The organism is Halopseudomonas sp. 4NH20-0008 (genome assembly GCF_057548395.1).
This window is the reverse complement of the sequence record NZ_BAAJMD010000002.1, coordinates 143,909-166,132: the sequence shown is the minus strand read 5'-3', so window position 1 is coordinate 166,132 and position 22,224 is coordinate 143,909. Positions and strand designations below refer to the sequence as shown.

The following is a 22,224-nucleotide window of genomic DNA, read 5'->3' as shown; positions in this document are numbered from 1 at the left end:
GATGCCAGTTATTCGTAGCGTATCGAGACCCTTGACCTATGCTTGAGCTGGAACGTGTTTTACACATTTAAGACGACCTGTCGATTCAGGAAGTGGCGCGTGTTGCCCTGGAAATTGTCGGTGGCTTTCGGGTTGTAAGCTGCAGCTCGGGCAAGGAAGGCCTTGAACAGGTGGAGAAGTTTGCGCCCCACGTCATTCTGCTGGATGTGATGATGCCCGGCATGGATGGTCCGGAAACCCTGACGCATTTACAACAGATACCAAGTCAGAACCGGGTCCCGGTGATCTTCATGACGGCCAAGGTACAGGGCAATGAGCTGCATGAATACCATCAGTTGGGCGCCGCCGGAGTGATCAGCAAGCCCTTTGATCCCATGACGTTGGCTGATCAAATCCGTTCAATATGGTCCCAATTCCATGCCGAAAAACAATAAGCAGTTGCAGGCACAACTGCACAAGTTGAATAGCCATTTTCGCATTCACGCGGAACACGAGTTATCGGCCATGCTCAAACTGGCTGAGACTCTGAACGGCAGGCCGGTAGACCCTGAGCCCATACTGTTGGAGCTGCTCAATCGCCTGCATAAAATTGCTGGCAGCGCCGGGACTTTCGGTTTAAGTACGTTGGGCGAGAATGCGCGTACTCTTGAACAGCAGATAAAGAATAGCCCCACAAATGAACTGGATGCGTCTGCTATAGACGCACTTATTTCCGCATTGCAACAGCTGTTATCACAGATCGCCAGCAACTCAGTGCCGCCTGCTGAGCACACGCCAGCGCCCAGCCCAGCATCAGACTCAAGCCTGCCAGAACGACATCGCCGCATTTTTCTGCTGGAAAGTAATCGAGCTTTGTCTGACCAAATCTGCAATACCCTTAACAGCTTTGGCTATGAAACGCTTGGCTTCAGCCGTTTCAGTGACCTGACTACTGCCCTAAAGGCCGGCTTACCTGATGCGTTGATCATTGATTTCAGCCTGATTGTTCAAGCTGATTTGATCTGTCTTAGGGACTTACATCAGGGACTTAATGAGTCGCTGCCACTGATTGTATTGGCCGATGACTCTAGTTTCACAAAGCAACTCCAGGCTGTCAGGGCCGGCGCACAGGGGTTTTTTACTAAACCGGTGGATTTGCCGGCGCTGGAAAACGGACTTGAACGCTGCTTCAACAAGCGTCAAAGCAAGCCTTTTCGGGTACTGATTATTGACGATGACGTAACTTTGGCACGCCGCTTTGAAGCTGTACTACGTAGCAGTGACATGCTTGTACAGGTTCTTCTTGAGCCAACCGAGCTTCTCAATGTGATGACCGAATTTGCCCCTGATGTAGTGTTAATGGACGTTAATATGCCTGAGTTCAGCGGCCCTGAACTCGCGCAGATGATTCGTCTGAACGACGACTGGCTGCGTGTTCCCATTATCTATTTGTCTGCTGAGACCGATGCCCGTCTGCAAATGGCTGCTCTGATCAAGGCTGGAGACGACTTCATCACCAAGCCGATCAATGACAGTGATCTGCTGAATGCCGTCTATTCCCGCTCACAACGCGCCCGGCGCATGAGCCAGGCGCTGGCCCGTGATAGTCTGACCGGGCTGCTCAAACATGCCGATATCAAGGAACAACTGACTATCGAAATTGAGCGGGCGGTACGCAGCCAACAGCCAGTCAGTGTTGCCATGATCGACATCGATCTGTTCAAGTCGATCAACGATACGCACGGTCACGCCATGGGTGATAACGTCATTCGAGCCCTGGCCAACCTGCTGCGCCAGCGTCTGCGTCTGATTGACCGGCTCGGTCGTTACGGCGGTGAGGAATTTGTCGCAGTACTGCCGGCCTGCAATGCCGAGCAGGCCACACAACTGCTGGACGAGATCCGTCGCGACTTCAACCGGCTGCAGTTCACTGCACCAAGCGGCACCTTCACTTGCAGTTTCAGTGCTGGCATCAGTGCCTGTGACGCGCCTGAATGGACAAGGGAGTGGGTTCTGGAGTTAGCCGACAAGAACCTCTATCGCGCCAAGGAACAGGGCCGCAACTGTATCGTCAACCAGCTCGTATAACCGCGGCAGGGTTGCAAGAGATTCAGCGCCAGAGTACGGCCAGTCCGGCAATCTCATCCAGTGCTTCGGGGTTGGCCAGCGCGTCGCGGTTGGTAACCGGCTCGCGACGCAACAGCTTGGCCACCGCCAACTCGACCTTCTTGCCACTGCGCGTATAGGGAATCTGCTGCACGGCCACTATCCGTGCCGGTACATGACGCGGGCTGGCAGTATCGCGGATACGTTGGCGCAGGCGCTGCTGCAACGCCTCATCCAGCGAGTAACCTGGATTCATAACCAGCAGTAGCACAATGCGCACATCACCCTGCCAGTTCTGACCGACCACCAGGCTGTCGGCTATCTCATCCAGGGTTTCCACCTGCCGGTAGATTTCTGCGGTGCCAATACGCACGCCTCCGGGATTCAGGGTGGCGTCGCTGCGGCCGTGAATGACGCAGCCACCCTGGCTATCGAACTCGATATAATCGCCGTGCGCCCATACCCCAGGGAAGCGGGAAAAATACGCATCCCGGTAACGACTGCCATCCACATCATTCCAGAAGCCGATCGGCATGCAGGGTGCCGGTTGCAGGCAGACCAGCTCTCCGCGCTCACCCAGAACCACCTCGCCCTGCTCGTTCATGGCCTGCACATCCATACCCAGCATCCGGCACTGGATGACGCCCCGGCGTACCGGCAACAGCGGGCTACAGCCAACAAAGCAGGAGACAATATCGGTGCCGCCGGAAATCGAGCCGAGCAGCAGATCAGCCTTGACCGCCTGATAGACCCAGTCGAAATCCTCCGGCAACAGCGGCGAGCCAGTCGACAACAACACCCGCAGAGCGCTCAGGTCGTGGCTTTGTCCCGGCTGCAGACGGGCATTGCGGCAACTGCCAAGGAACTTGGCGCTGGTGCCAAAGTGCGTCACCTGACGGTCCTCGGCCAATTGCCAGAGTCGTTCCAGATCGGGGTATCCCGGATTACCGTCAAACAGCACCAGCTCGGCGCCGGTCAACAAGCCTGAAGCCAACCAGTTCCACATCATCCAGCCGCAGGTGGTGAAATAGAACAGCACATCGTCCGCCTTCAGATCCGCATGCAACAGCAGTTCCTTGCTGTGTTGCAGCAGGGTGCCACCGGCGCCATGAACAATGCACTTGGGTACACCGGTAGTGCCGGAGGAGTAGAGAATGTACAGCGGGTGATCAAAGGGCAGGCGCTCAAACTGCAGTGCCGCGCCCTGATGCGCAGCGAGCACCGCATCCCATTCCAGCACCCCCTCGGCCAAGGGCGCATCCGGCAACTGCCGAACCATCAGTACCTGCTCGACCGTCGGTAGTTGCTGCGCCAGCTCAAGCGCCTGTGACTGCCGCTCAAAGCGCTTGCCGCCATAACCGTAGCCATTCACACAGATCAGTACCCTGGGGGTGATCTGACCAAAGCGATCCAGTATCCCGGCACTGCCAAAATCCGGTGAGGCGGACGACCAGATCGCACCGATACTGGCACTGGCGAGCATGCCAACCAGGGCTTCCGGGGTGTTACCCAGTACGGCGGCGACACGATCACCGGCCTGGATACCGATCGAGCGCATCCAACTGGCCAGTGCCGCCACCTGCTGGTTCAGATCGGCGCCGCTGAGCCTGATGTCATCTCGGGTCTCCGAGCGGGCAAAGACACGGGTGCGCTGCAAGTGTTCGGCGGACTGATGGCGCAGGAGGTTTTCGGCAAAATTCAGTCTGGCCTGAGGAAACCACTGTGCATCGGGCATGGCCGCATTCGCCAGAATCGGACCGCTCAACGGCTCGGCCAGCACCCCGGTATAGGTCCAGATGCTGCCCCAGAAGCGAGCCGGATCAGCAATCGACCAGGCATGCAAAGACGCATAATCCGGACCCGGCTCGTGTCCCTGGCGGTGCAACCCGTCACGGTAGTGCGCCATGTTGCTGCTGTTCTGACGCTGTTGATCGGGCTGATAGAGTATTTCTGAGGTCATTACGCAGGCTTTCCCCTGGAGCAGCTGGTCATGTAATCAATAAAGGCCTGGGCCGGCAAGGGCCGGCTGTAGAAGTAACCCTGGGCAAAACCGCAGCCGGCCTGGCGCAAAAAGTCCCGCTGCACCTCGGTTTCCACACCCTCGGCCAGGCTCTGCATCCCCAATGTATTTGAAAGGGTAATGGTGGCATTGACGATGGCGGCATCCTCACTGCCCGCAGTCAGGTCGCGGATAAAGGATTGGTCAATCTTGATCTTGTGCAGATGAAAGCGCTTCAGATAACTCATCGAGGAGTAGCCGGTGCCGAAGTCGTCCAGGGCCATTTTCAGGCCCAGCGCGTTCAGCGTATCAATGATCTGGATGGCACTCTGCGGGTCATGCATGGTAATGCTTTCAGTCAACTCCAGCTCCAGCGCCCGCGCTGGAATACCGGTACTGTCCAGCAGGGCGCTGATCTTGCCGAGCAAGTTGGCATCGCGAAATTGCCCGGCAGACAGGTTAACCGCCACACTCAAATCGCCATAGCCTGACGCATGCCAGCGTGCTACTTGCCGCAATGACTCAGCCAGAACCCATTCGCCAATCGGGATGATCAAACCACTATTTTCTGCAACGGAGATGAATTCAGCCGGAGAAACACTGCCCAGCTCTGGATGTGTCCAGCGTAGCAGCGCTTCCGCTCCTATCAGCACATCATCGGCCAGACGGTGCTGGGGCTGAAAATATACACTCAACTGACCCAACGCCAAGGCATGGCGCAGGGCGTTTTCGATCTGCAGCGTGCGCACATAATGGGTCTGCATGGTCGGCATAAAGAAGCTGTACCCGTTGCGCCCATCCTGTTTGGCCCGGTACATGGCGATATCGGCATTGCTGTGCAGACTGACCAGATCCTGCGCATCATCCGGGTACAGAGCAATACCGATGGAAGCGGTCACCGTCAGATCATGCCCGGCGGCATACAGGGAGACGGCCATGGCATTGATGATGCGCTGGGCAATATGCGCGGCGCCATCGCCATCGACCTCGGGCAGAATCAGAATAAATTCGTCACCACCGGTGCGTGACAGGGTGTCCTCGTCGCGCAGCAGTTTGGTCAGCCTGTTGGCAAAGGCCACCAGCAGGGCATCGCCCACCTGATGACCGAGTGAATCATTAACGTTCTTGAAGTTGTCCAGATCGATAAACATCAAGGCCAGTTGCTTGCCATGCCGCTCAGCCAGGCTCAGGGCCATCTGGGCGCGCTCTTCAAACATGGTGCGATTGGGCAGGCCGGTCAGCACATCAAAGTAGGCCAACTGGTGGATATGCTGCTCATCCGCCTTGCGCTGGGTGATATCACTCAGGACAGCAACATAATGACTGACCTTGCCCTGGCTATCGAGCATACGACTGATACGCAGCCATTCCGGATACAGGCTGCCATCCTTGCGGCGGTTCCAGACTTCGCCCTGCCAGCGGCCGTTTTGCTCGATTTCTGACCACATCTGCTGGTAAAAGGTTTTGTCATGCTGACCGGAAGAGAGCATGGCCGGCGTGTTGCCCAGCGCGTCTTCGGCAGTAAAGCCTGTTATGTCGATAAACGCCTGATTCACCTTGACGATGCGCTGGTAGGCATCTGTGATCAAAAAGGCCTCGCTGCTTTGCTCGAATACCTGGCCTACCAGTTTCAGTTCTTCGCCAGCACGGACTGTGTCATTGATATCGATATGCGTACCGACGATCAAATCACTGAAGCTCTCGTTCTCATCAATCAAGAAGCGGCCTCGGGCCAGAATCCAAACCCACTCGCCCGCAGCATTCAGAGCGCGAAATCGGTTCTCATACATGCGCTGCGAAGGCGCACTGTAGTACTCGGAAAAACACTCGGTGGCAGCATCACGATCGGCCGGATGCAGCAAGTCAATCCAGACCTGCAAAGAGCCATAGCGGGGGTCATGTTGCTGTTCAGCCGGATCATAGCCAAGCATCAGAAAATACTCATCACTCAACTCCAGGCGTCCCGAGCTGACGTGGTACTCCCAGGCGCCGGTATTCGAGGCACTGACAAAGGACTGGTAACGTGCCAACAGCTGACGATTCTGCTCTTCTGAGAACTTGCGCTGGGTAATGTCCCGGGACAGCACGATAAAGCGCTCTCCCTCCCCGGGCCGGGAGGCCTTGTGCGCCACCGAGAGTTCAAACCACTGTTCACCCTCGGCAGCCCGCAGCGGAAAGCTGTAGCCACTGGACCAGCCATTGAGTCCGGCCTCGGCCAGCGCCGCCATCACCTGCACCGCCGCCTGGTTGGGCAGCACCTCGGACACGGGACGACCCTTGATCTCCTCGAACGAGCCCTGCAGCAGCTCAGGGCTGTGGGAATAGAATTTATGGTAGTGGCCCTCACCATCCAACTCGAACAATAGATCCGGCACGGCATGAATCACCGCCGCCATATCGTTGCGCGCCTCCACCGCCGAGCGCGTCTGCTCGGCAACCAGGGTCTCGAGGTTCATGCGTTGCCAGCGCATATTGAGTAACTGCAAAACCGAGTATCCCAGCGCAATACTGGTTACCAGCCCTACCAGAAACATGATCAACGCACGCTGCCAGAGCTGCGGAACCGGCGGCGGTTCGACGCTCAAAATCCAGTAGGCGTTGGGCAGGTCCAGTGATACCTCAAGGGGTGCAACCAGTGCCTGCTGCTGGTTTAGCGGTAGCAGCAAGTCACGCTGACCACTGTTCGGGTCCAGACGCCACAGGCGGAAATCCAGTTGCTGCTGATACATACCCTGCACATCAGGCAGTTGCTCGATAGTGTCCATGTGCAAAACCGCCACGGCAAAACCCCAGAAGCGGTCAGAACCGCGCGCATCACTGACAAATACCGGTAGACGGCCGGCCAGGGCACGGTCGCCCTGGGCCAGATAAAAGGCGTTGGAGAGGGTCAGACTCTTGTTTTGCAGCGCTTGAAGCGCGTCTGCGCCGCGCTCGGGGTCCTGCAGCAAATCCCGCTGCATTTCCCCCTCATTCCCCGGCTCTGGCCAGACCTGGCTGACCACACCATCCTTGGCCAAGGCCAATATGGATGTGCCGGGAAAATAGCTGCTCAGCTCTTCAGCCAGCAGCTGAAAGTTATCAATCTCCTGCGCAGAAACCTGGACCATGGCGCCCAGGGTATAAACCGCGCCCAGACTGCGGTGAACGTGATCGGCAATACCTTGTGCATGCGCCTGCACACGTTCGGCAAACTGTTGCTCGTGCTGCATGCGATTATGCTGGTGCAGACCGTAACCAATAATGAATGCCAGCACGCCGCTAATAAGGGCAGTCAACAACGCGGCCAACCAGTGGGCACGGGGCGGCTGCAATCTCGTGCGCTCTTCTGCTAGATCATGATCAGTCATGGCATCCAGTCCTTGGGCCAGGTTGTTTTACCAGCAAGCTGCAGCGCATCATGCCTCTCTTGTTGAACTCTGGCAGCGCAGTCAAGCGCCAGGACAGGCATTCAAACCTTACATGCAAAGCACTAGGGATCGACAAGGGCAAGAGCACAATATTACTTAGCCACTATAGCTTCTCACTGGCCAACTGCAATGCGTGCAAAGCCGCCTCTCGACGCTCGGGCGACAGGCGACCCAGCTGCCTGACCGCCGAGTAAAAAACAGGCCAGTCTTTACCTGACTGCTCAAACAGCATAGCAAAGGCCGGGACCCACTGATCATAAAGACCAAAGGGCAGCAAATGGGCATTGCTTAGCGGTTCGGTGAAAAACCCGTCGTAACGCGGGCTGCCCGCCCAGTGCTGATCACGCCAGTGCTGATAATCGCTCTGCAATTGCTGGAAACGGGCGGCCTTGGCGGCCAATTGCTGATCAGAGGGCAGCTGGCTGGCAAACAGCTCGGTCAGATCCGCACGCGCCCGCAGCATCAGCTCAACAAACTCGCGGCGCTGCTGCTCAATGTTGATATCCGGGCTTGGCAGATTACGTTCCTGGCGCCACTGACGCAGACCCTGCTGTTCGACAAAGCTGGCAAAGGATTCGTTGAAGGCAGTGTCGTTGCGCACATAGAACTGCTGATGGGCCAGTTCGTGAAAAATCAGCCCGGCCACATAGTCATCACTCCAATGCAGCATCGAGCTGAGCAGGGGATCGTCGTACCAGCCCAGGGTCGAATAAGCCGGGATACCAGCCACATACACGTCCATGCCCTGCTCACGCCATGCTTGTGCCGCCTGTTCGGCCAACTGCTGATCGAAGTAGCCCTTGTAGGCAATGCAGCCCGCCAGCGGGTAACAATGCTGCTGCGGCGCCATCGACAACGGCGGGGTGACAAACAGGTTCCACAACACATAGGGCCGGGGTAGCGCGCTGTAGGCGGTGTAACTGGCATTGTCCGGCAGCCCGAGTTGCTCGCTGGCAAAGCGTCTGGCTTGCAGCGCTAATGCCAGACGTGTTTTCAACGCCGGATCGGCATCCTGATCGGTGAGGATCTCGACCACCGGCACGCTCAGGCGCATAACCTCGCGCTGGCCCTGCCAGGTGTGATTCAGGTAGCCCAGCGTTGAGCAACCACCAAGCCATAGCAGGCTGCAGCAAAGAACCAGACTGCGCAGCCTCACAGGTTGGCCTCCAGCCAGTCGACCAGCACCCGCGCCTGCTGTTGTGGTTGCCGTGCAGGCACCCAGAGCGCCAACTGGTTAGGCGTATCGACAAAACCCCAGGGGGCCAGCAGACGACCGTTGGCGATATCGTCAGCGACCAGCAGTTGCGGCGCGATAGCCACACCCAGACCGGACAGCGCCGCCTCGAGCAAATAATACAAATGCTCAAAAGCTTGGCCCTGGTGCAGACCAGCCGGATCCATGCCGCAGGCTCGCGCCCAGTCTGACCAGGCCTGGGGACGTGAGCGGGTATGCAGCAAGGCCTCCTGGCACAAAGCGGACAGGGGTTGGTCCTGCAGTGCGGCTGCGCCGGCATAGCGCGGGCTGAAAACCGGGCCAATACGTTCAGCAGCCAATGGATACACCTGCATGTCGGCTGGCCAGGGTGGCTCGGCAAACAACAGGGTGGCGCTGACCCCCGATTTGCGCGGGTCCAGCTCGCCTTCACTGGCGGAGAGATGCAGATTCAGCTCTGGCAAAGCCGCATTCAGTCGATCTAGCCGCGGAATAAACCAGCGGGCTAGCAAGCTGCCCGGGCAAGCCAGAAGAAAAGGGGTCGCCTGATCACGCTGGCGAATCTCTTCGCAGGCCAGCCGCAGACTGTCAAACGCCTCTCGGCTGGCATCGCGCAGGCGTCGACCCGCTTCGGTGAGTTGCACGCCACGACCGGCTTTGTCGAACAGACTGACGCCCAGCTCGGTCTCCAGACTGCGAATCTGGCGACTGACCGCACCGTGGGTCACATGCAGCACATCTGCCGCCTGGCTCACACTTTCCAGCCGGGCAGCCACCTCGAAGGCCTTTAAAGCATTGAGCGACGGCAGATCTCTGGACATGGTATTGGTCACTTTTTCTCACAGGTTGCAGCCATCTTATCGATTTTTTCCCTGGCCGGCCTGCCCTATTGTGTAACCCATCGCAAACGGAGGGTAAATCCATGCACAGTTCCAATCGCTTCAGCCAGGGCGCCGATGCCCAGGGTCAGTTTGGTCAGTTTGGCGGTCGCTTCGTCGCCGAGTCGCTGATGCCACTGATTCTTGACCTTGAGCAGGCCTTCAACACGGCCATGGCCGAGCCGGGCTTTCTCGCCGAGATGGACCGGTTTCAGGCTGAATTCGTTGGCCGCCCCAGCCCGCTTTACTACGCCGAGCGGCTGACCGAGCTGTTTGGCGGGGCCAAGATCTACTTCAAACGCGAAGAGCTTAACCACACCGGCGCGCACAAGATAAACAACTGCATTGGCCAGGTACTGCTGGCCAAGCGCATGGGCAAGACCCGGATCATTGCCGAGACCGGTGCCGGCATGCACGGTGTCGCCACGGCAACGGTGGCCGCACGCTTTGGCCTGCCCTGCGTGGTCTACATGGGCGCTACCGATATTGATCGTCAACGCGATAACGTATCGCGCATGCGTCTGATGGGCGCCGAGATCGTCCCTGTCACCTCCGGCACCGGCACGCTCAAGGACGCCATGAACGAGGCGCTGCGCGACTGGGTCACCAATGTCGAGAACACTTTTTACATGATCGGCACCGTTGCCGGTCCGCACCCCTATCCAAGCATGGTCCGCGAGTTTCAGGCGGTGATCGGCCGGGAAACCCGGGTGCAGATGCTGGCCCGTGAAGGTCGCCTGCCCGACAGTCTGATCGCCTGTATTGGCGGCGGCTCCAATGCCATGGGCCTGTTCCATCCCTTCCTCGATGATGCCAGCGTTCAGATGATCGGCGTCGAAGCCGCAGGCGAAGGTCTGGATAGCGGCAAGCATGCCGCCAGCCTGAAGGGCGGGGTAGCCGGGGTACTGCATGGCAACCGCACCTACCTGCTGCAGGATGCCGACGGTCAGATTACCGATGCCCACTCGGTCTCGGCCGGTCTGGATTACCCCGGTATTGGTCCCGAACACGCCTGGTTGCACGAGCAGGGCCGTGTCGAATACAGCGCTGTAACGGACACTGAAGCCCTTGAAGCCTTTCACCTGTGCTGCCGCCAGGAAGGCATTATTCCGGCACTGGAAACGGCCCATGCGCTGGCCGAAGTGGCCAAGCGTGCGCCCTTGCTGCCCAAGGATCACCTGATGGTCATCAACCTGTCGGGGCGTGGCGACAAGGACATGCCCACCGTCCTGCGTCTGATGGAGAAGTCCGCATGAGCGCCCGTCTAGCCCAACGTTTTGCCGAACTGAAAACTGCCAACCGCGCCGCGCTGGTCACCTATATCTGTGCCGGCGACCCCGGTTATGACGCCAGTCTGTCGCTGCTCAAGCAGTTGCCGGGCGCCGGGGCCGATGTAATCGAACTGGGCATGCCCTTCAGTGACCCGATGGCCGATGGCCCGACCATTCAGGCGGCAGCGGTCCGCGCCCTGAATGCCGGACAGACGCAGCTGAAAACCCTGGAGATGGTCAGGGCCTTCCGCCGTGATGATCAGCATACCCCGCTGGTGCTGATGGGCTATTACAACCCGATCTACCGCTATGGCCCGGATGCCTTCATGCGTGATGCCGTCGAAGCCGGCGTCGATGGCTTGCTGATCGTCGATCTGCCCGCCGAGCATGACAGTGAACTGGGGCCACTGGCCCGCGCAGCCGGTCTGGACATGATCCGCATGGCCACTCCGACCACCGACGCGAAACGCTTGCCCGCCGTACTGGATCGGGCTAGCGGCTTTCTCTACTACGTCTCGCTGAATGGCGTGACCGGCGTTGGTCAGGCCGACAATGCCGTAGTGCGTGACGCCCTCGGCGCCATAGCGCAACAGACGGACCTGCCGGTGTGCGTCGGATTTGGTGTTCGCACACCGGAGCAAGCTGCACAATTCGCCCTCGATGCGCAGGGTGTGGTGGTGGGTTCGGCGCTGGTCGAACAGATCGCCAAAGCCGACACGCCGGAGCAGGGGGTCAAGGATGTCCTGAGTCTGGTGTCGGCGCTGTCGCAGGCGGTGCGTCAGGCGCGGAATCAGTAGTACCACCGATGGGCAGGCCGCTGGCTCTCAGGATCAGCGACGCTGCGCGCGGCATCCCTTGGTCGAGATGAAACTCGACCAAGGATCATCCAGACCACAGCTTAACTTGAGATCAACGGCGTCGCGTCGGTTATCCGCGCAACGCGGCCAGCACCGGGGTGGTATCCGGACGCACGCCGCGCCAGAGCAGAAAGGCTTCGGCGGCCTGCTCAACCAGCATGCCCAGCCCATCCAGGCAGCGCACTGCACCCTGCTCGGCCGCCCAACGGTTGAATACCGTGGGCTCCTTGGCATACATCATGTCGTAGCAGACCGTATGACCGGGACGAATCAGTTTGGCTGAGATGCCCGGCAATTCACCACCAAGGCTGGCGGAGGTGGCGTTGATGATCAGGTCCACCGGCTCTTCGATCCACTGAAAACCCGCGGCACTGATCGGGCCATCATCAACAAACAACGCCGCCAAGGCCTCCGCCTTGGGCACAGTGCGATTGACCACACACAACTGATCGACGCCGGCGGCCATCAATGGCTGAATCACACCTCGGGCAGCCCCACCGGCGCCGACCAGCAACACGCGCAACCCACTCAGCGACAAACCGGCATTGACCTGAATATCGTGCACCAGCCCACGCCCATCGGTGTTATCACCGAGCAGGCTGCCATCACCCTGGCGCACTATGGTATTCACTGCGCCGGCCTTGTAGGCTGCCTCGCTATGCTGGTTGACCAGCTCCCAGGCCTGCTCCTTGAACGGCACGGTGACATTCACGCCCTTACCCTCACGCATAAACTGCTGCAGCGTCTGGGCAAAGCCATCCAGCGGCGCCAGTAGTGCCTCATAACGCAGTTGCTGCCCGGTCTGCTCGGCAAACAGGCCATGAATCAAAGGTGACTTGCTGTGGCTGATCGGGTTACCTATAACCGCATAACGATCCATCAGTGTGAACCTCCCAACCAGTCGCGCGGCGGCAGAAACTCGTCCTCCAGCCGCGCCTCGGGTGAGCCGGGTGCAGCCTGCCAGTTGTAGCCCCAACGCACCGTTGGCGGCAGCGACATGAGAATGGATTCCGTGCGCCCACCGGTTTGCAGGCCGAACAGGGTGCCCCGATCCCAGACCAGGTTGAACTCCACGTAACGGCCGCGGCGATATTCCTGAAAGGCCTTTTGTTCAGCTGTCCAGCCGAGATGACGGCGACGCTCGATGATCGGCAGATAGGCCTCGATGTAGGCATCGCCAATGGCACGCAGGAAGGCGAAACTGCGCTCGAAACCCCATTCATTCAGGTCATCGAAGAACAGCCCACCAATACCACGGGCTTCGTTGCGATGCTTGAGAAAGAAGTACTCGTCGCACCAGGCCTTGTAACGCGGATAGACCTCATCGCCAAAGGGTTCACAGGCGTCCCGCGCTACCCGGTGCCAGTGCACGCAATCCTGTTCGTTGGCGTAGTAGGGGGTCAAATCAAAGCCACCACCAAACCACCAGACCGGGTCAGCGTCGGCCTTTTCGGCAATAAAAAACCGCACGTTGGCATGTGATGTCGGGATGTGCGGATTGTCCGGGTGCATGACCAGGGAGACACCCATGGCCTGAAAATGGCGACCGGCCAGTTCGGGCCGGTGCGCAGTAGCGGAGGGCGGCATGCCATCACCAAAGACATGGGAAAAGCCCACGCCACCCTTTTCCAGCACGGCACCCTGTTCCATGATGCGTGAACGTCCGCCACCACCACCGGGCCGCTCCCAGCTGTCTTCGACAAAGCAGCCGCCACCATCTGCTGCCTGCAGCGCAGCACAGATGCGATCCTGCAAAGCCATCAGATAGTCTTTGACCGCAGCCACATCAGTGGCGGTTGGCATCCTGTTCACGGGGCATCCTCAAGCGGGGCGAATAATCTGCTCGGTGAGCAGGTCGCGAATGATACTGGGATTACGCTGACCACCCAAGGCGCCGGGTACCACGGCATCCAGCTCACCGCGAAAATACTGTTCGATGCGCAGGCGATTGCGGGCTGGCGGCCGACCGGCCGGATTGGCTGAGGTGGAGATCAGCGGACCGGTCACGGCGCAAAGCTGCTGTACCAGCGGGTGCGCACTGACACGGATGGCGACCGTATCGTGCTGGCCGGTAACCCAGGCAGGCAGGCGTCCCTGGTGCGGCACCAGCCAGGTATTCGGGCCGGGCCAGGAAAGCCGCAACTTGGCCAGCTGCCCGTCGGGCAGGTCCCAGAGCAGAAAATCAAACTCGTCGATATCGCCGGCCACCAGAATCAGGCCTTTTTCGACCGGCCGCTGTTTGATGCTCAGAACCCGCTCAACCGCATCGGCCTTCCACGGATTACAACCCAGCCCCCACACGGCCTCGGTCGGATAGGCAATCACGCCACCTGCATGTAATACCCGTTCGACCTGCCTGATACGCCAGTTTGCCAGCATGCTGCCCTCACAATCGATACTCTGATCGGTGACAGTAGCCGAGCCGCCGCCATGGCTCAAGAGCCTTGGCCGTTCAGCGTCTGGAAAAGCCCTCAGGGCTCTGCTGCACCTGCCCCTGCAGCTCAAGATCCAGCAGTTCCTGCATGACCTGTTGCACAGACAGGCCACTGTGCTGACTCAACCAGTCAACGCTGGCCGGGTTAAAGTCCAACCAGGGCCACAGCGGCGAGGCGGGGCTTGCGGCCGCGCTGACATCCTGCTGCAGGGCCGCCAGCAAGGGCAGCCTGAGCACCTCAAGTACATCATTGGCTGACTCGACCAGATGCGCCCCTTCTCGCAGTAATTTGTGACAACCCTTTGCCTGCGGGCTGTGGATCGAGCCCGGCATGGCAAACACCTCTCGATTCTGCTCCAGCGCCAACCGGGCAGTGATCAGCGAGCCGCTCTTGAGACTGGCCTCGACCACCAGTGTGCCCAGACTCAGGCCACTGATAATGCGGTTGCGGCGCGGGAAGAGTCCGGCCTGAGCGGCGGTGTCCAATGGTTGCTCCGAGACCAGTGCGCCACCCTGCTCGACGATGCTCTCGGCCAGTGCCGCATGCCGCCTGGGGTAACACTTGGCCAATCCGGTGCCCCACACGGCGATGGTCGGCCCACCGGCATCCAGCGCACCCCGGTGGCAGGCACCATCGATGCCCAGTGCCATGCCACTGGTCACCAGCAAACCCGCTTCCGTGAAGTGCCGGGCGAACTGCCTGGCCGTCGCAGCACCATGCGGGCCGGGATTGCGTGAACCGACCATCGCCAGTTGCGGATCGTCGAGCAGTCCCGGGTTGCCGTGCACATAGAGCAGCAGCGGTGGGTCAGCAATCTGCCGCAGCAGCGCCGGGTAGTCCTCACTGAACCTATCCAGCAGGTGACAGCCAGGTTGGGCCAACCAGTTGAGGGTCTGTTCCAAGCGCCTTTGCAGCTGCGGGTCGCCCTGCCGATAGCGCTGCAGGGATTCCAGCACGCGCGGATTCAGTCCTGCAGACTGCAGTCGTAGCAGATCAGCTTCGAGTAATGCCAGGGGAGAGGGGATGTGTTCTAACAGGCGCGTGAGCGTGCGTGCGCCAAGACCATCGAGAAGTGACAGGACAAGCAAGGCCTGTCTTTGCTCTGACAGGGTAGTGTGCATGGATCATCCTTGATCATCAGGCAACAACGCCGCCTTTGCAGGCGGCGTTAGTGAACTATCAGGGGTTGCGAACCTTGTCCAGGATTGCCATCTGACGGGTCGCGCTGAGCACGATGCCGTAGCTCATCTTGTCATAGGCGCGGAACACCATCAGTTCACCGGCACGCTCATCGGGCAGACGAATACGCTCGTTGAGAATACGGTCACGGACCAGTTCACCGGTCTTGTAGATAGCCAGCACACTGCCTTCCTGCAGACCGTCTCGAGCACCCTTGTTAAGGATGACCACATCATACTGGCCGATCTGGGTCACGCCGTTGGGCACATCCAGAATCAGGCCATTGACCTCGACATCCGGCGCACTGGGGAAGAAGGTCGATGCCACCGGACGCTCTTCAGTCGGCATCAGACGGTCGCCGATACGCACTTCCTGCATGGTGCGGGTTACATCCACGGTCGCGATGTCACGCTCGGTCGCACGGATGTTGCCATTCCCGATTTCCTGAGCATGCAGACCGAGAAACTCGCCGGTATCGGGATCGGTATAAGACTTGCCACGACGGTAGATGCCATAGGCGGGAATAGCCGGATCAACTTGGCCACGGGCGTAGACCCGTCCACCGGCACCGGCAATCACGCTTTCCGCTTCGCCACCAATTACATAGGGGGTAGCTTCAAGAGTGGCAGGATCATCGATGATGCGACCGGCATTCAGGAAGGCATTGATGGCCTCCAGCGGAATGGTCGGAATGGCTTCAGCGATAGGCTGGGCACGCACGGTGGGCGACAGCTTGATCGTACCGCCGTTGCCACGATTGACCATCAGGCGCGGTTGACCATCGATATACACCAGCGAGATCATGTCGCCCGGATAGATCAGGTGCGGGTTGTCGATCTGCGGGTTGGCGTGCCAAATCTCCGGCCATTTCCATGGCAGGCTGAGGAAGCGTCCGGCAATATCCCAGAGGGTATCGCCCTTGACTACCTGGTACCTTTCCGGGTGACCTTCTCTAAACACTGACTCCTGAGCCTGAACCCAAATGCTCATGGAGAGCAGGAGAAGGCCGAGTAATGTTTTCCTCATGACATGAATCCCTTTATTATAGAGGCCAGCATCAGATTTGACGGACAGTTGTCCACGTCAAAACCGTTTTAATTCCAAGCTGCTCATCATCTTAGCAGCACAAATTAGATTTATTCCACAATTGCATCACAAACTGACATGGCCATATTAAACATTTTAGAATTTCCAGACCCGCGACTGCGTACCATTGCCAAGCCAGTGGCTGTCGTAGACGCGCGCGTCAAACAGCTGGTCGAGGACATGTTCGAGACCATGTATGCGGCTCCCGGCATAGGTTTGGCGGCTTCGCAAGTCAACGTGCATGAGCGCATTGTGGTCATGGACATATCCGAACAGGGCGACGAGCCGCGGGTTTTCATCAACCCTGAGCTTGAGCCACTGACCGACGACCTTGAACAAATGCAGGAAGGTTGCCTCTCGGTACCTGGTTTCTTCGAGACCGTGACCCGTCCGGAACGGGTTCGTGTCAAGGCGCTGGACAAAAACGGCGAGCCCTTTGAAGAAATCTGTGAAGGCTTGCTGGCCGTCTGCATTCAGCACGAGTGCGACCATCTGAACGGTAAGCTGTTTGTCGATTACCTGTCCAACCTGAAACGTGACCGAATCCGCAAAAAGCTGGAAAAACTGCACAAACTGCAAGCCAATGGCTGAGCGGTAAACGACTCCAGGGCTTGCTTCGGCAAGCCTTTTTATTTTGCTGCTACAACCGGCAGCCCTCAGGAACGCCATGACCTCGTCTGACCTTCGTATCGTCTTTGCCGGAACACCGGAGTTTGCCGCCACCCATCTGCACGCCATGCTCGATGCCGGGCTGAATGTGATTGCTGTCTATACGCAACCCGATCGCCCGGCTGGTCGGGGTCAGAAGCTGGCCATGAGTGCGGTTAAACAGGTGGCCCTGCAGCATGACTTGCCGGTCTATCAACCGGAACGCCTGCGCAACCCCGACGATCAGGCGACACTTGCCGCGCTACAGGCCGATCTGCTGGTGGTGGTGGCCTACGGATTGATTCTGCCCCAGGCGGTACTCGACATGCCGCGGCTCGGCTGTATCAACAGCCATGCCTCGCTGCTGCCGCGCTGGCGCGGTGCAGCGCCGATTCAGCGCGCTATTGAAGCCGGTGATAGCAATAGCGGCGTGACCATCATGCAGATGGAGGCGGGGCTGGATACCGGCCCCATGCTGATCAAGGCACCAACCCCGATCAGTAGGGAGGAGACGGGCGGCAGTCTGCACGACCGCCTGGCACTGCTCGGGTCACAGGCGCTGCTGGAGGCCATCGAGGGTTTGGCTAACGGTCGCCTGCAAGGCGAGATTCAGGATAATGCGCTGGCCACCTATGCGCACAAGCTCGGTAAACAGGATGCCATCATCGACTGGCAAAGACCGGCCGCCGAGCTCGACTGCCTTATCCGTGCCTTCAATCCGTGGCCGCTGGCCCATGCACGCTGGCAGGATCAACCTTTCAAGGTCTGGGCTGCAGCGCTGGAACCGGGGCAGGGCTGTCCCGGAGAGATCCTCGACTGCAGCAAAGATGGCTTGCTGGTGGCGTGCGGGTCAGGCGCACTGCGCCTGACCCGCGTACAGTTACCCGGTGGCAAAGCCATGGCCTTTGCTGATCTGTACAACGCACGCCGTGAGCAATTTGCCGCTGGTCAGTGTCTGGGTAACGGACAATGAGTCCACGCCTGGCTGCCTGCAACGCACTGGTTGCGGTAATGGCCGGCAAGGCCTCGCTGGGCACCAGTCTGCCCGCGCAATTACAGCATGTGGCAGCCCGTGATCAGGCGCTGGCCCGCGAACTGGCCTTTGGTACCGCGCGCTGGTTCCAGCGACTGGATGGTCTGGCTTCGCTGCTGCTGGACAAGCCGCTGAAGGCCGCCGACCGCGATCTGCATGCCCTGCTGCTGGTTGGCCTGTATCAGTTGCTGTTTACCCGGATTCCGGCCCATGCCGCCATTGATGAAAGCGTGAATGCGGTCAAGGCGCTTAAAAAACCCTGGGCCAAGGCCCTGTTGAATGCCCTGCTGCGCCGTGCCCAACGTGAATCCGAGGCCCTGCTGGCCAGCCTTGAACGTGATCCCAGTATTCGTCTGTCGCATCCGCGCTGGCTGCAGAAACAGCTCAAGGCCGACTGGCCGGCACAGTGGGAAGCAATCTGCCAGGCCAACAATCAGCATCCGCCCATGACCCTGCGCGTCAACGCCTTGCGCACCGACCGACAAGGCTACCTGGATCGACTTCAGGAGCACGGCATCGGTGCCCATGCCTGCCCCTTCAGCGCCCAGGGCATCACCCTCGAGCAACCCTGTGATGTCCAGGCTTTGCCCGGTTTTGCCGAAGGGCTGGTGAGTGTTCAGGACGAGGCCGCGCAACTGGCAGCTCCGCTGCTGGATCTCAAACCCGGTCAGCGCGTGCTGGATGCCTGCTGCGCACCCGGTGGCAAGACCTGCCAGATACTCGAATCCGAAGCAGCGCTGGCCAGCCTGTCGGCGCTGGATCTGGAGCCAGCACGCCTGCAACGGGTCAGTGACAACCTGCAGCGCCTGGGCCTACAGGCCGAACTCAAGGCCGCTGACGCCCGTGATCTGGATACCTGGTGGGATGGCCAGCCGTTCCAGCGCATCCTGCTTGATGCACCGTGCTCGGCGACCGGGGTAATACGTCGGCACCCGGATATCAAGTTGACCCGCCAGGCCGAGGACATTGCTGCCCTGGCCATACTGCAGGGCGAGATGCTGGATGCCCTGTGGCAAACCCTCGAAGTGGGTGGCCAGTTGGTGTATGCCACCTGTTCCGTGCTGCCGGCAGAAAATACCGAAGTGATCGCGGCCTTTCTGGCCCGTCAGGCCGGTGCTCGCGAGCTGCAAATCCAGGCCGACTATGGTCTGGCCCAGCCGCACGGGCGACAACTGCACCCGCAACCCGGTGGCCACGATGGCTTCTATCTGGCGCGCTTGCTGAAAATCAGCGCCAGCCCGGTCCACAGCAGCTACAATCCTGAAACCAAGGGGATTTCTGCCACATGAAGATCATTATTCTGGGGGCCGGTCAGGTCGGTGGCAGTCTGGCCGCCGAGCTCGCCAGCGAAGCCAACGACATTACCGTGATCGATACCGATGGCCCACGCCTGCGCGAACTCAGTGATCGACTGGATATTCGCACCGTGGTCGGCCGCGGCTCCTTTCCGACCATTCTGCGCCAGGCCGGCGCCGATGATGCCGACATGCTGATTGCCGTGACCAGCAGCGATGAAACCAACATGATCGCCTGTCAGGTGGCCTATACCCTGTTCCGCACCCCGAGCAAGATTGCCCGTATCCGTGAGTCGGCTTATCTGACCCGCGGCGGCCTGTTTCATAACGACGCTATCCCGATTGACGTTCTGATCAGCCCCGAGCAGGCGGTGACCACCTACATCAAGCGCCTGATCGAGCACCCTGGCGCACTGCAGGTGCTCGACTTTGCCGAAGGCAAGGTCCAGCTGGTGGCCGTACGCGCCTATTACGGTGGGCCACTGGTCGGTCAGGAACTGCGTTTCCTGCGCCAGCATATGCCCGGTGTGGACACCCGGGTTGCGGCGATCTTTCGCAAGAACCGGCCTATCATTCCCAAGGGCGATACCATCATCGAGGCCGATGACGAAGTGTTCTTCATTGCCGCCACCCATGATATCCGTGCAGTCATGAGTGAACTGCGCCGCCTGGAAAAGAACTACAAGCGCGTCATGATTGCGGGCGGTGGCAATATCGGCGAGCGGCTGGCTGAGGCCATCGAAAGCCGCTATCAGGTGCGCATCATCGAGAAGAACAAATCGCGCGCCGACTACCTGTCGCAGAATCTGGACAAGACTGTGGTGCTTCACGGCAGCGCCTCGGACAAGGAATTGCTGATCGAGGAAAATATCGAGGATGTGGATATTTTCTGCGCCGTGACCAACGACGACGAGGCCAACATCATGTCCTCGATGCTGGCCAAACGACTGGGTGCGCGCAAGGTCATGGCGCTGATCAACAACCCGGCCTATGTCGACCTGGTGCAGGGCGGCGAAATCGACATTGCCATCTCACCCTCACAGGCGACCATCGGCACCCTGCTGACCCATGTGCGACGGGGCGACATCGTCAATGTCTACTCGCTGCGCCGGGGTGCAGCCGAGGCGATCGAAGCGGTGGCGCATGGGGATGCGCGCTCATCCAAGGTAGTAGGCCGCAAGATTGGCGAAATTGATCTGCCTCCGGGCACCACCATCGGTGCCATAGTGCGCAACGAGGAAGTACTGATTGCCCATGATTCGACACTGATCGAATCGGAAGATCACGTCATCCTGTTTGTTATCAACAAAAAACATATTCGTGATGTCGAGCGCCTGTTTCAGGTCGGCCTGACATTCTTCTGAGCCAGGGCAGGTAAGGGCACGCATGCAGTACCTACAGATCCAGCGCATCCTCGGCATCCTGCTGATGCTGTTTTCGACCAGTATGCTGCCCTCGGTTGCGGTGGGTTACTACTATGGTGAAGCCGCTCGTGAAGCCTTTATAGTCGGTTTTGCCATTACCCTGATGGCCGGTCTGCTGATCTGGCTGCCGGCCCGTAAACAGCGCAGCGAGCTGCGCACCCGTGACGGCTATCTGATCGTGGTATTGTTCTGGCTGGTACTGGGGCTGTTCGGGGCAGTGCCGCTGTATCTGCTCGACACCCCGGATCTGAGTGTGGCCGATTCGGTGTTTGAGTCCTTCTCCGGCCTGACAACCACCGGGGCCACCGTCATCACCGGTCTGGATACCCTGCCGCGCGCCTTGCTGTACTACCGCCAGCAGCTGCAGTGGCTGGGTGGCATGGGTATCATCGTGCTGGCCGTGGCCATTCTGCCGATGCTTGGTGTCGGCGGCATGCAACTGTACCGTGCGGAAATGCCCGGCCCGCTGAAAGAGAACAAACTGACCCCGCGGATCGCCGAAACTGCCAAGGTGCTCTGGTATATCTATGCCGGTCTGACGCTGGCATGCGCGTTAGCCTACTGGGCAGCCGGCATGCAGTTGTTTGACGCCATCGGTCACAGTTTCTCGACCGTCGCGATCGGCGGTTTCTCGACCCATGACGCCAGTATCGGCTATTACGACAGTCCTTTGATCGAGCTGATCTGCATACTATTCATGCTGATTTCCGGGATCAACTTTGCCCTGCACTTTCTCGCCTGGCGCTTCCGTTCGCTGAAAAACTACTGGCAGGACCCGGAGTGCCGCGCCTACATTCTGATTCTGGCCAGCCTGTTTATTATCTGCTGCGTAATTCTGATCCACTTCCAGTATCACGATGTCTGGACCTCGATTCGCTATGCGGCCTTCCAGACCGTATCCATCGCGACCACCACCGGCTTCGGTGTAACCGACTTCTCCTCCTGGCCGACTGTGCTGCCCTTCCTGCTGCTATATGCCAGTTTTATCGGTGCCTGTGCAGGTTCAACCGGCGGCGGCATGAAGGTTATACGCGTGTTGCTGCTGTACAAGCAAGGCTCGCGCGAAACCAAGAAATTGCTGCATCCGCATGGGGTATTTCCGGTCAAGCTCGGCAACAAGCCGGTACCGGATCGAGTAGTGGAGGCGGTATGGGGGTTTTGTGCGGTCTACGTCTTTGCCTTTGCCGTGCTGTTTCTGCTGCTGCTTGGCACCGGACTGGATTTTGTCACTGCCTTCTCGGCTCTGACAGCCTGCATCAACAATCTGGGGCCGGGTCTGGGCGATGTGGCAACCCACTATGGCGAGCTGTCAGCCGGCGTAAAATGGGTGCTGAGCTTTGCCATGCTGCTCGGACGTCTTGAGGTCTTTACGTTATTGGTGTTGCTGACGCCGATGTTCTGGCGGCGCTGAGGC

At 59.3% G+C, this 22,224-nt stretch carries 18 protein-coding genes; 9 read left to right on the top strand and 9 right to left on the bottom strand.

Annotated elements, in window-relative coordinates; translation table 11 throughout:
* Positions 1-77: 77 nt before the first annotated feature.
* Together AC27HQ_RS02945 and AC27HQ_RS02940 are read left to right on the top strand one after the other, a co-directional pair.
* Entirely contained in the window at positions 78-434 is a 357-nt protein-coding gene (locus AC27HQ_RS02945) for a response regulator (RefSeq protein ID WP_487154602.1), read from the top strand.
* Entirely contained in the window at positions 418-2,067 is a 1,650-nt protein-coding gene (locus AC27HQ_RS02940) for a diguanylate cyclase (RefSeq protein ID WP_487154398.1), read from the top strand. Before AC27HQ_RS02945 ends, AC27HQ_RS02940 begins: the two co-directional genes overlap by 17 nt.
* 22 nt (positions 2,068-2,089) lie before the next feature.
* Here the strand turns inward: AC27HQ_RS02940 and AC27HQ_RS02935 are convergent, their stop codons facing one another.
* The 4 genes from AC27HQ_RS02935 to AC27HQ_RS02920 form a co-directional block, all read right to left on the bottom strand.
* Positions 2,090-4,045 (bottom strand): acetoacetate--CoA ligase, encoded by a 1,956-nt coding sequence (locus AC27HQ_RS02935; RefSeq protein WP_487154396.1) that lies wholly within the window; start codon positions 4,043-4,045, stop codon positions 2,090-2,092.
* Positions 4,045-7,431, bottom strand: coding sequence for a bifunctional diguanylate cyclase/phosphodiesterase (locus tag AC27HQ_RS02930; protein WP_487154395.1), 3,387 nt, complete (start codon positions 7,429-7,431; stop codon positions 4,045-4,047). Before AC27HQ_RS02930 ends, AC27HQ_RS02935 begins: the two co-directional genes overlap by 1 nt.
* Positions 7,432-7,594: 163 nt before the next feature.
* Complete coding sequence (locus AC27HQ_RS02925) at positions 7,595-8,647, bottom strand: aminopeptidase (RefSeq protein WP_487154394.1); 1,053 nt, start codon at positions 8,645-8,647, stop codon at positions 7,595-7,597.
* Positions 8,644-9,525 carry a LysR family transcriptional regulator gene (locus AC27HQ_RS02920; RefSeq protein ID WP_487154392.1) on the bottom strand — a complete coding sequence of 294 codons (882 nt, stop codon included), beginning with the start codon at positions 9,523-9,525 and terminating at the stop codon, positions 8,644-8,646. Before AC27HQ_RS02920 ends, AC27HQ_RS02925 begins: the two co-directional genes overlap by 4 nt.
* A gap of 101 nt (positions 9,526-9,626) precedes the next feature.
* Here AC27HQ_RS02920 and trpB point away from each other — a divergent pair, with 101 nt between their 5' ends.
* Both trpB and trpA read left to right on the top strand, forming a co-directional pair.
* Positions 9,627-10,838, top strand: coding sequence for a tryptophan synthase subunit beta (trpB, locus tag AC27HQ_RS02915; protein ID WP_487154391.1), 1,212 nt, complete (start codon positions 9,627-9,629; stop codon positions 10,836-10,838).
* Positions 10,835-11,650, top strand: coding sequence for a tryptophan synthase subunit alpha (gene trpA, locus AC27HQ_RS02910; RefSeq protein WP_487154390.1), 816 nt, complete (start codon positions 10,835-10,837; stop codon positions 11,648-11,650). The genes trpB and trpA overlap by 4 nt, the downstream gene beginning before the upstream one ends.
* Before the next feature lie 130 nt (positions 11,651-11,780).
* On the opposite strand, the gene aroE is transcribed toward trpA, so the two are convergent.
* The 5 genes from aroE to AC27HQ_RS02885 all read right to left on the bottom strand — a co-directional run bounded on the left by aroE (position 11,781) and on the right by AC27HQ_RS02885 (position 16,350).
* Complete coding sequence (gene aroE / locus AC27HQ_RS02905) at positions 11,781-12,590, bottom strand: shikimate dehydrogenase (RefSeq protein ID WP_487154389.1); 810 nt, start codon at positions 12,588-12,590, stop codon at positions 11,781-11,783.
* The gene (gene hemF, locus AC27HQ_RS02900; protein WP_487154600.1) at positions 12,590-13,513 is read right to left on the bottom strand and encodes an oxygen-dependent coproporphyrinogen oxidase; all 924 of its coding nucleotides are present in this window, start codon (positions 13,511-13,513) and stop codon (positions 12,590-12,592) included. Before hemF ends, aroE begins: the two co-directional genes overlap by 1 nt.
* 18 nt (positions 13,514-13,531) lie before the next feature.
* Positions 13,532-14,089, bottom strand: a complete 558-nt coding sequence (gene tsaC / locus AC27HQ_RS02895) for an L-threonylcarbamoyladenylate synthase type 1 TsaC (protein ID WP_487154388.1) — start codon at positions 14,087-14,089, stop codon at positions 13,532-13,534.
* A gap of 73 nt (positions 14,090-14,162) precedes the next feature.
* Positions 14,163-15,266, bottom strand: coding sequence for a DNA-processing protein DprA (gene dprA, locus AC27HQ_RS02890; RefSeq protein ID WP_487154387.1), 1,104 nt, complete (start codon positions 15,264-15,266; stop codon positions 14,163-14,165).
* Between the two features lie 58 nt (positions 15,267-15,324).
* Positions 15,325-16,350, bottom strand: coding sequence for a LysM peptidoglycan-binding domain-containing protein (locus AC27HQ_RS02885; RefSeq protein WP_487154385.1), 1,026 nt, complete (start codon positions 16,348-16,350; stop codon positions 15,325-15,327).
* A 138-nt stretch (positions 16,351-16,488) separates the two neighbouring features.
* On the opposite strand from AC27HQ_RS02885, the gene def reads away from it, so the two are divergent.
* From def to AC27HQ_RS02860, 5 genes are all read left to right on the top strand, one after another.
* Positions 16,489-17,001 (top strand): peptide deformylase, encoded by a 513-nt coding sequence (gene def / locus AC27HQ_RS02880; protein ID WP_487154384.1) that lies wholly within the window; start codon positions 16,489-16,491, stop codon positions 16,999-17,001.
* Positions 17,002-17,077: 76 nt separating this feature from the next.
* Complete coding sequence (gene fmt / locus AC27HQ_RS02875) at positions 17,078-18,031, top strand: methionyl-tRNA formyltransferase (RefSeq protein ID WP_487154382.1); 954 nt, start codon at positions 17,078-17,080, stop codon at positions 18,029-18,031.
* On the top strand, positions 18,028-19,380 hold the full coding sequence (gene rsmB / locus AC27HQ_RS02870; protein WP_487154381.1) for a 16S rRNA (cytosine(967)-C(5))-methyltransferase RsmB: 1,353 nt from the start codon (positions 18,028-18,030) through the stop codon (positions 19,378-19,380). Before fmt ends, rsmB begins: the two co-directional genes overlap by 4 nt.
* A complete protein-coding gene (trkA, locus tag AC27HQ_RS02865) occupies positions 19,377-20,750 on the top strand; it encodes a Trk system potassium transporter TrkA (RefSeq protein ID WP_487154380.1) in 1,374 nt (457 codons plus the stop codon). The genes rsmB and trkA overlap by 4 nt, the downstream gene beginning before the upstream one ends.
* Before the next feature lie 22 nt (positions 20,751-20,772).
* Positions 20,773-22,221: a TrkH family potassium uptake protein gene (locus AC27HQ_RS02860; protein ID WP_487154378.1), complete on the top strand. Its 1,449-nt coding sequence runs from the start codon at positions 20,773-20,775 to the stop codon at positions 22,219-22,221.
* The last annotated feature ends 3 nt before the right edge of the window (positions 22,222-22,224 follow it).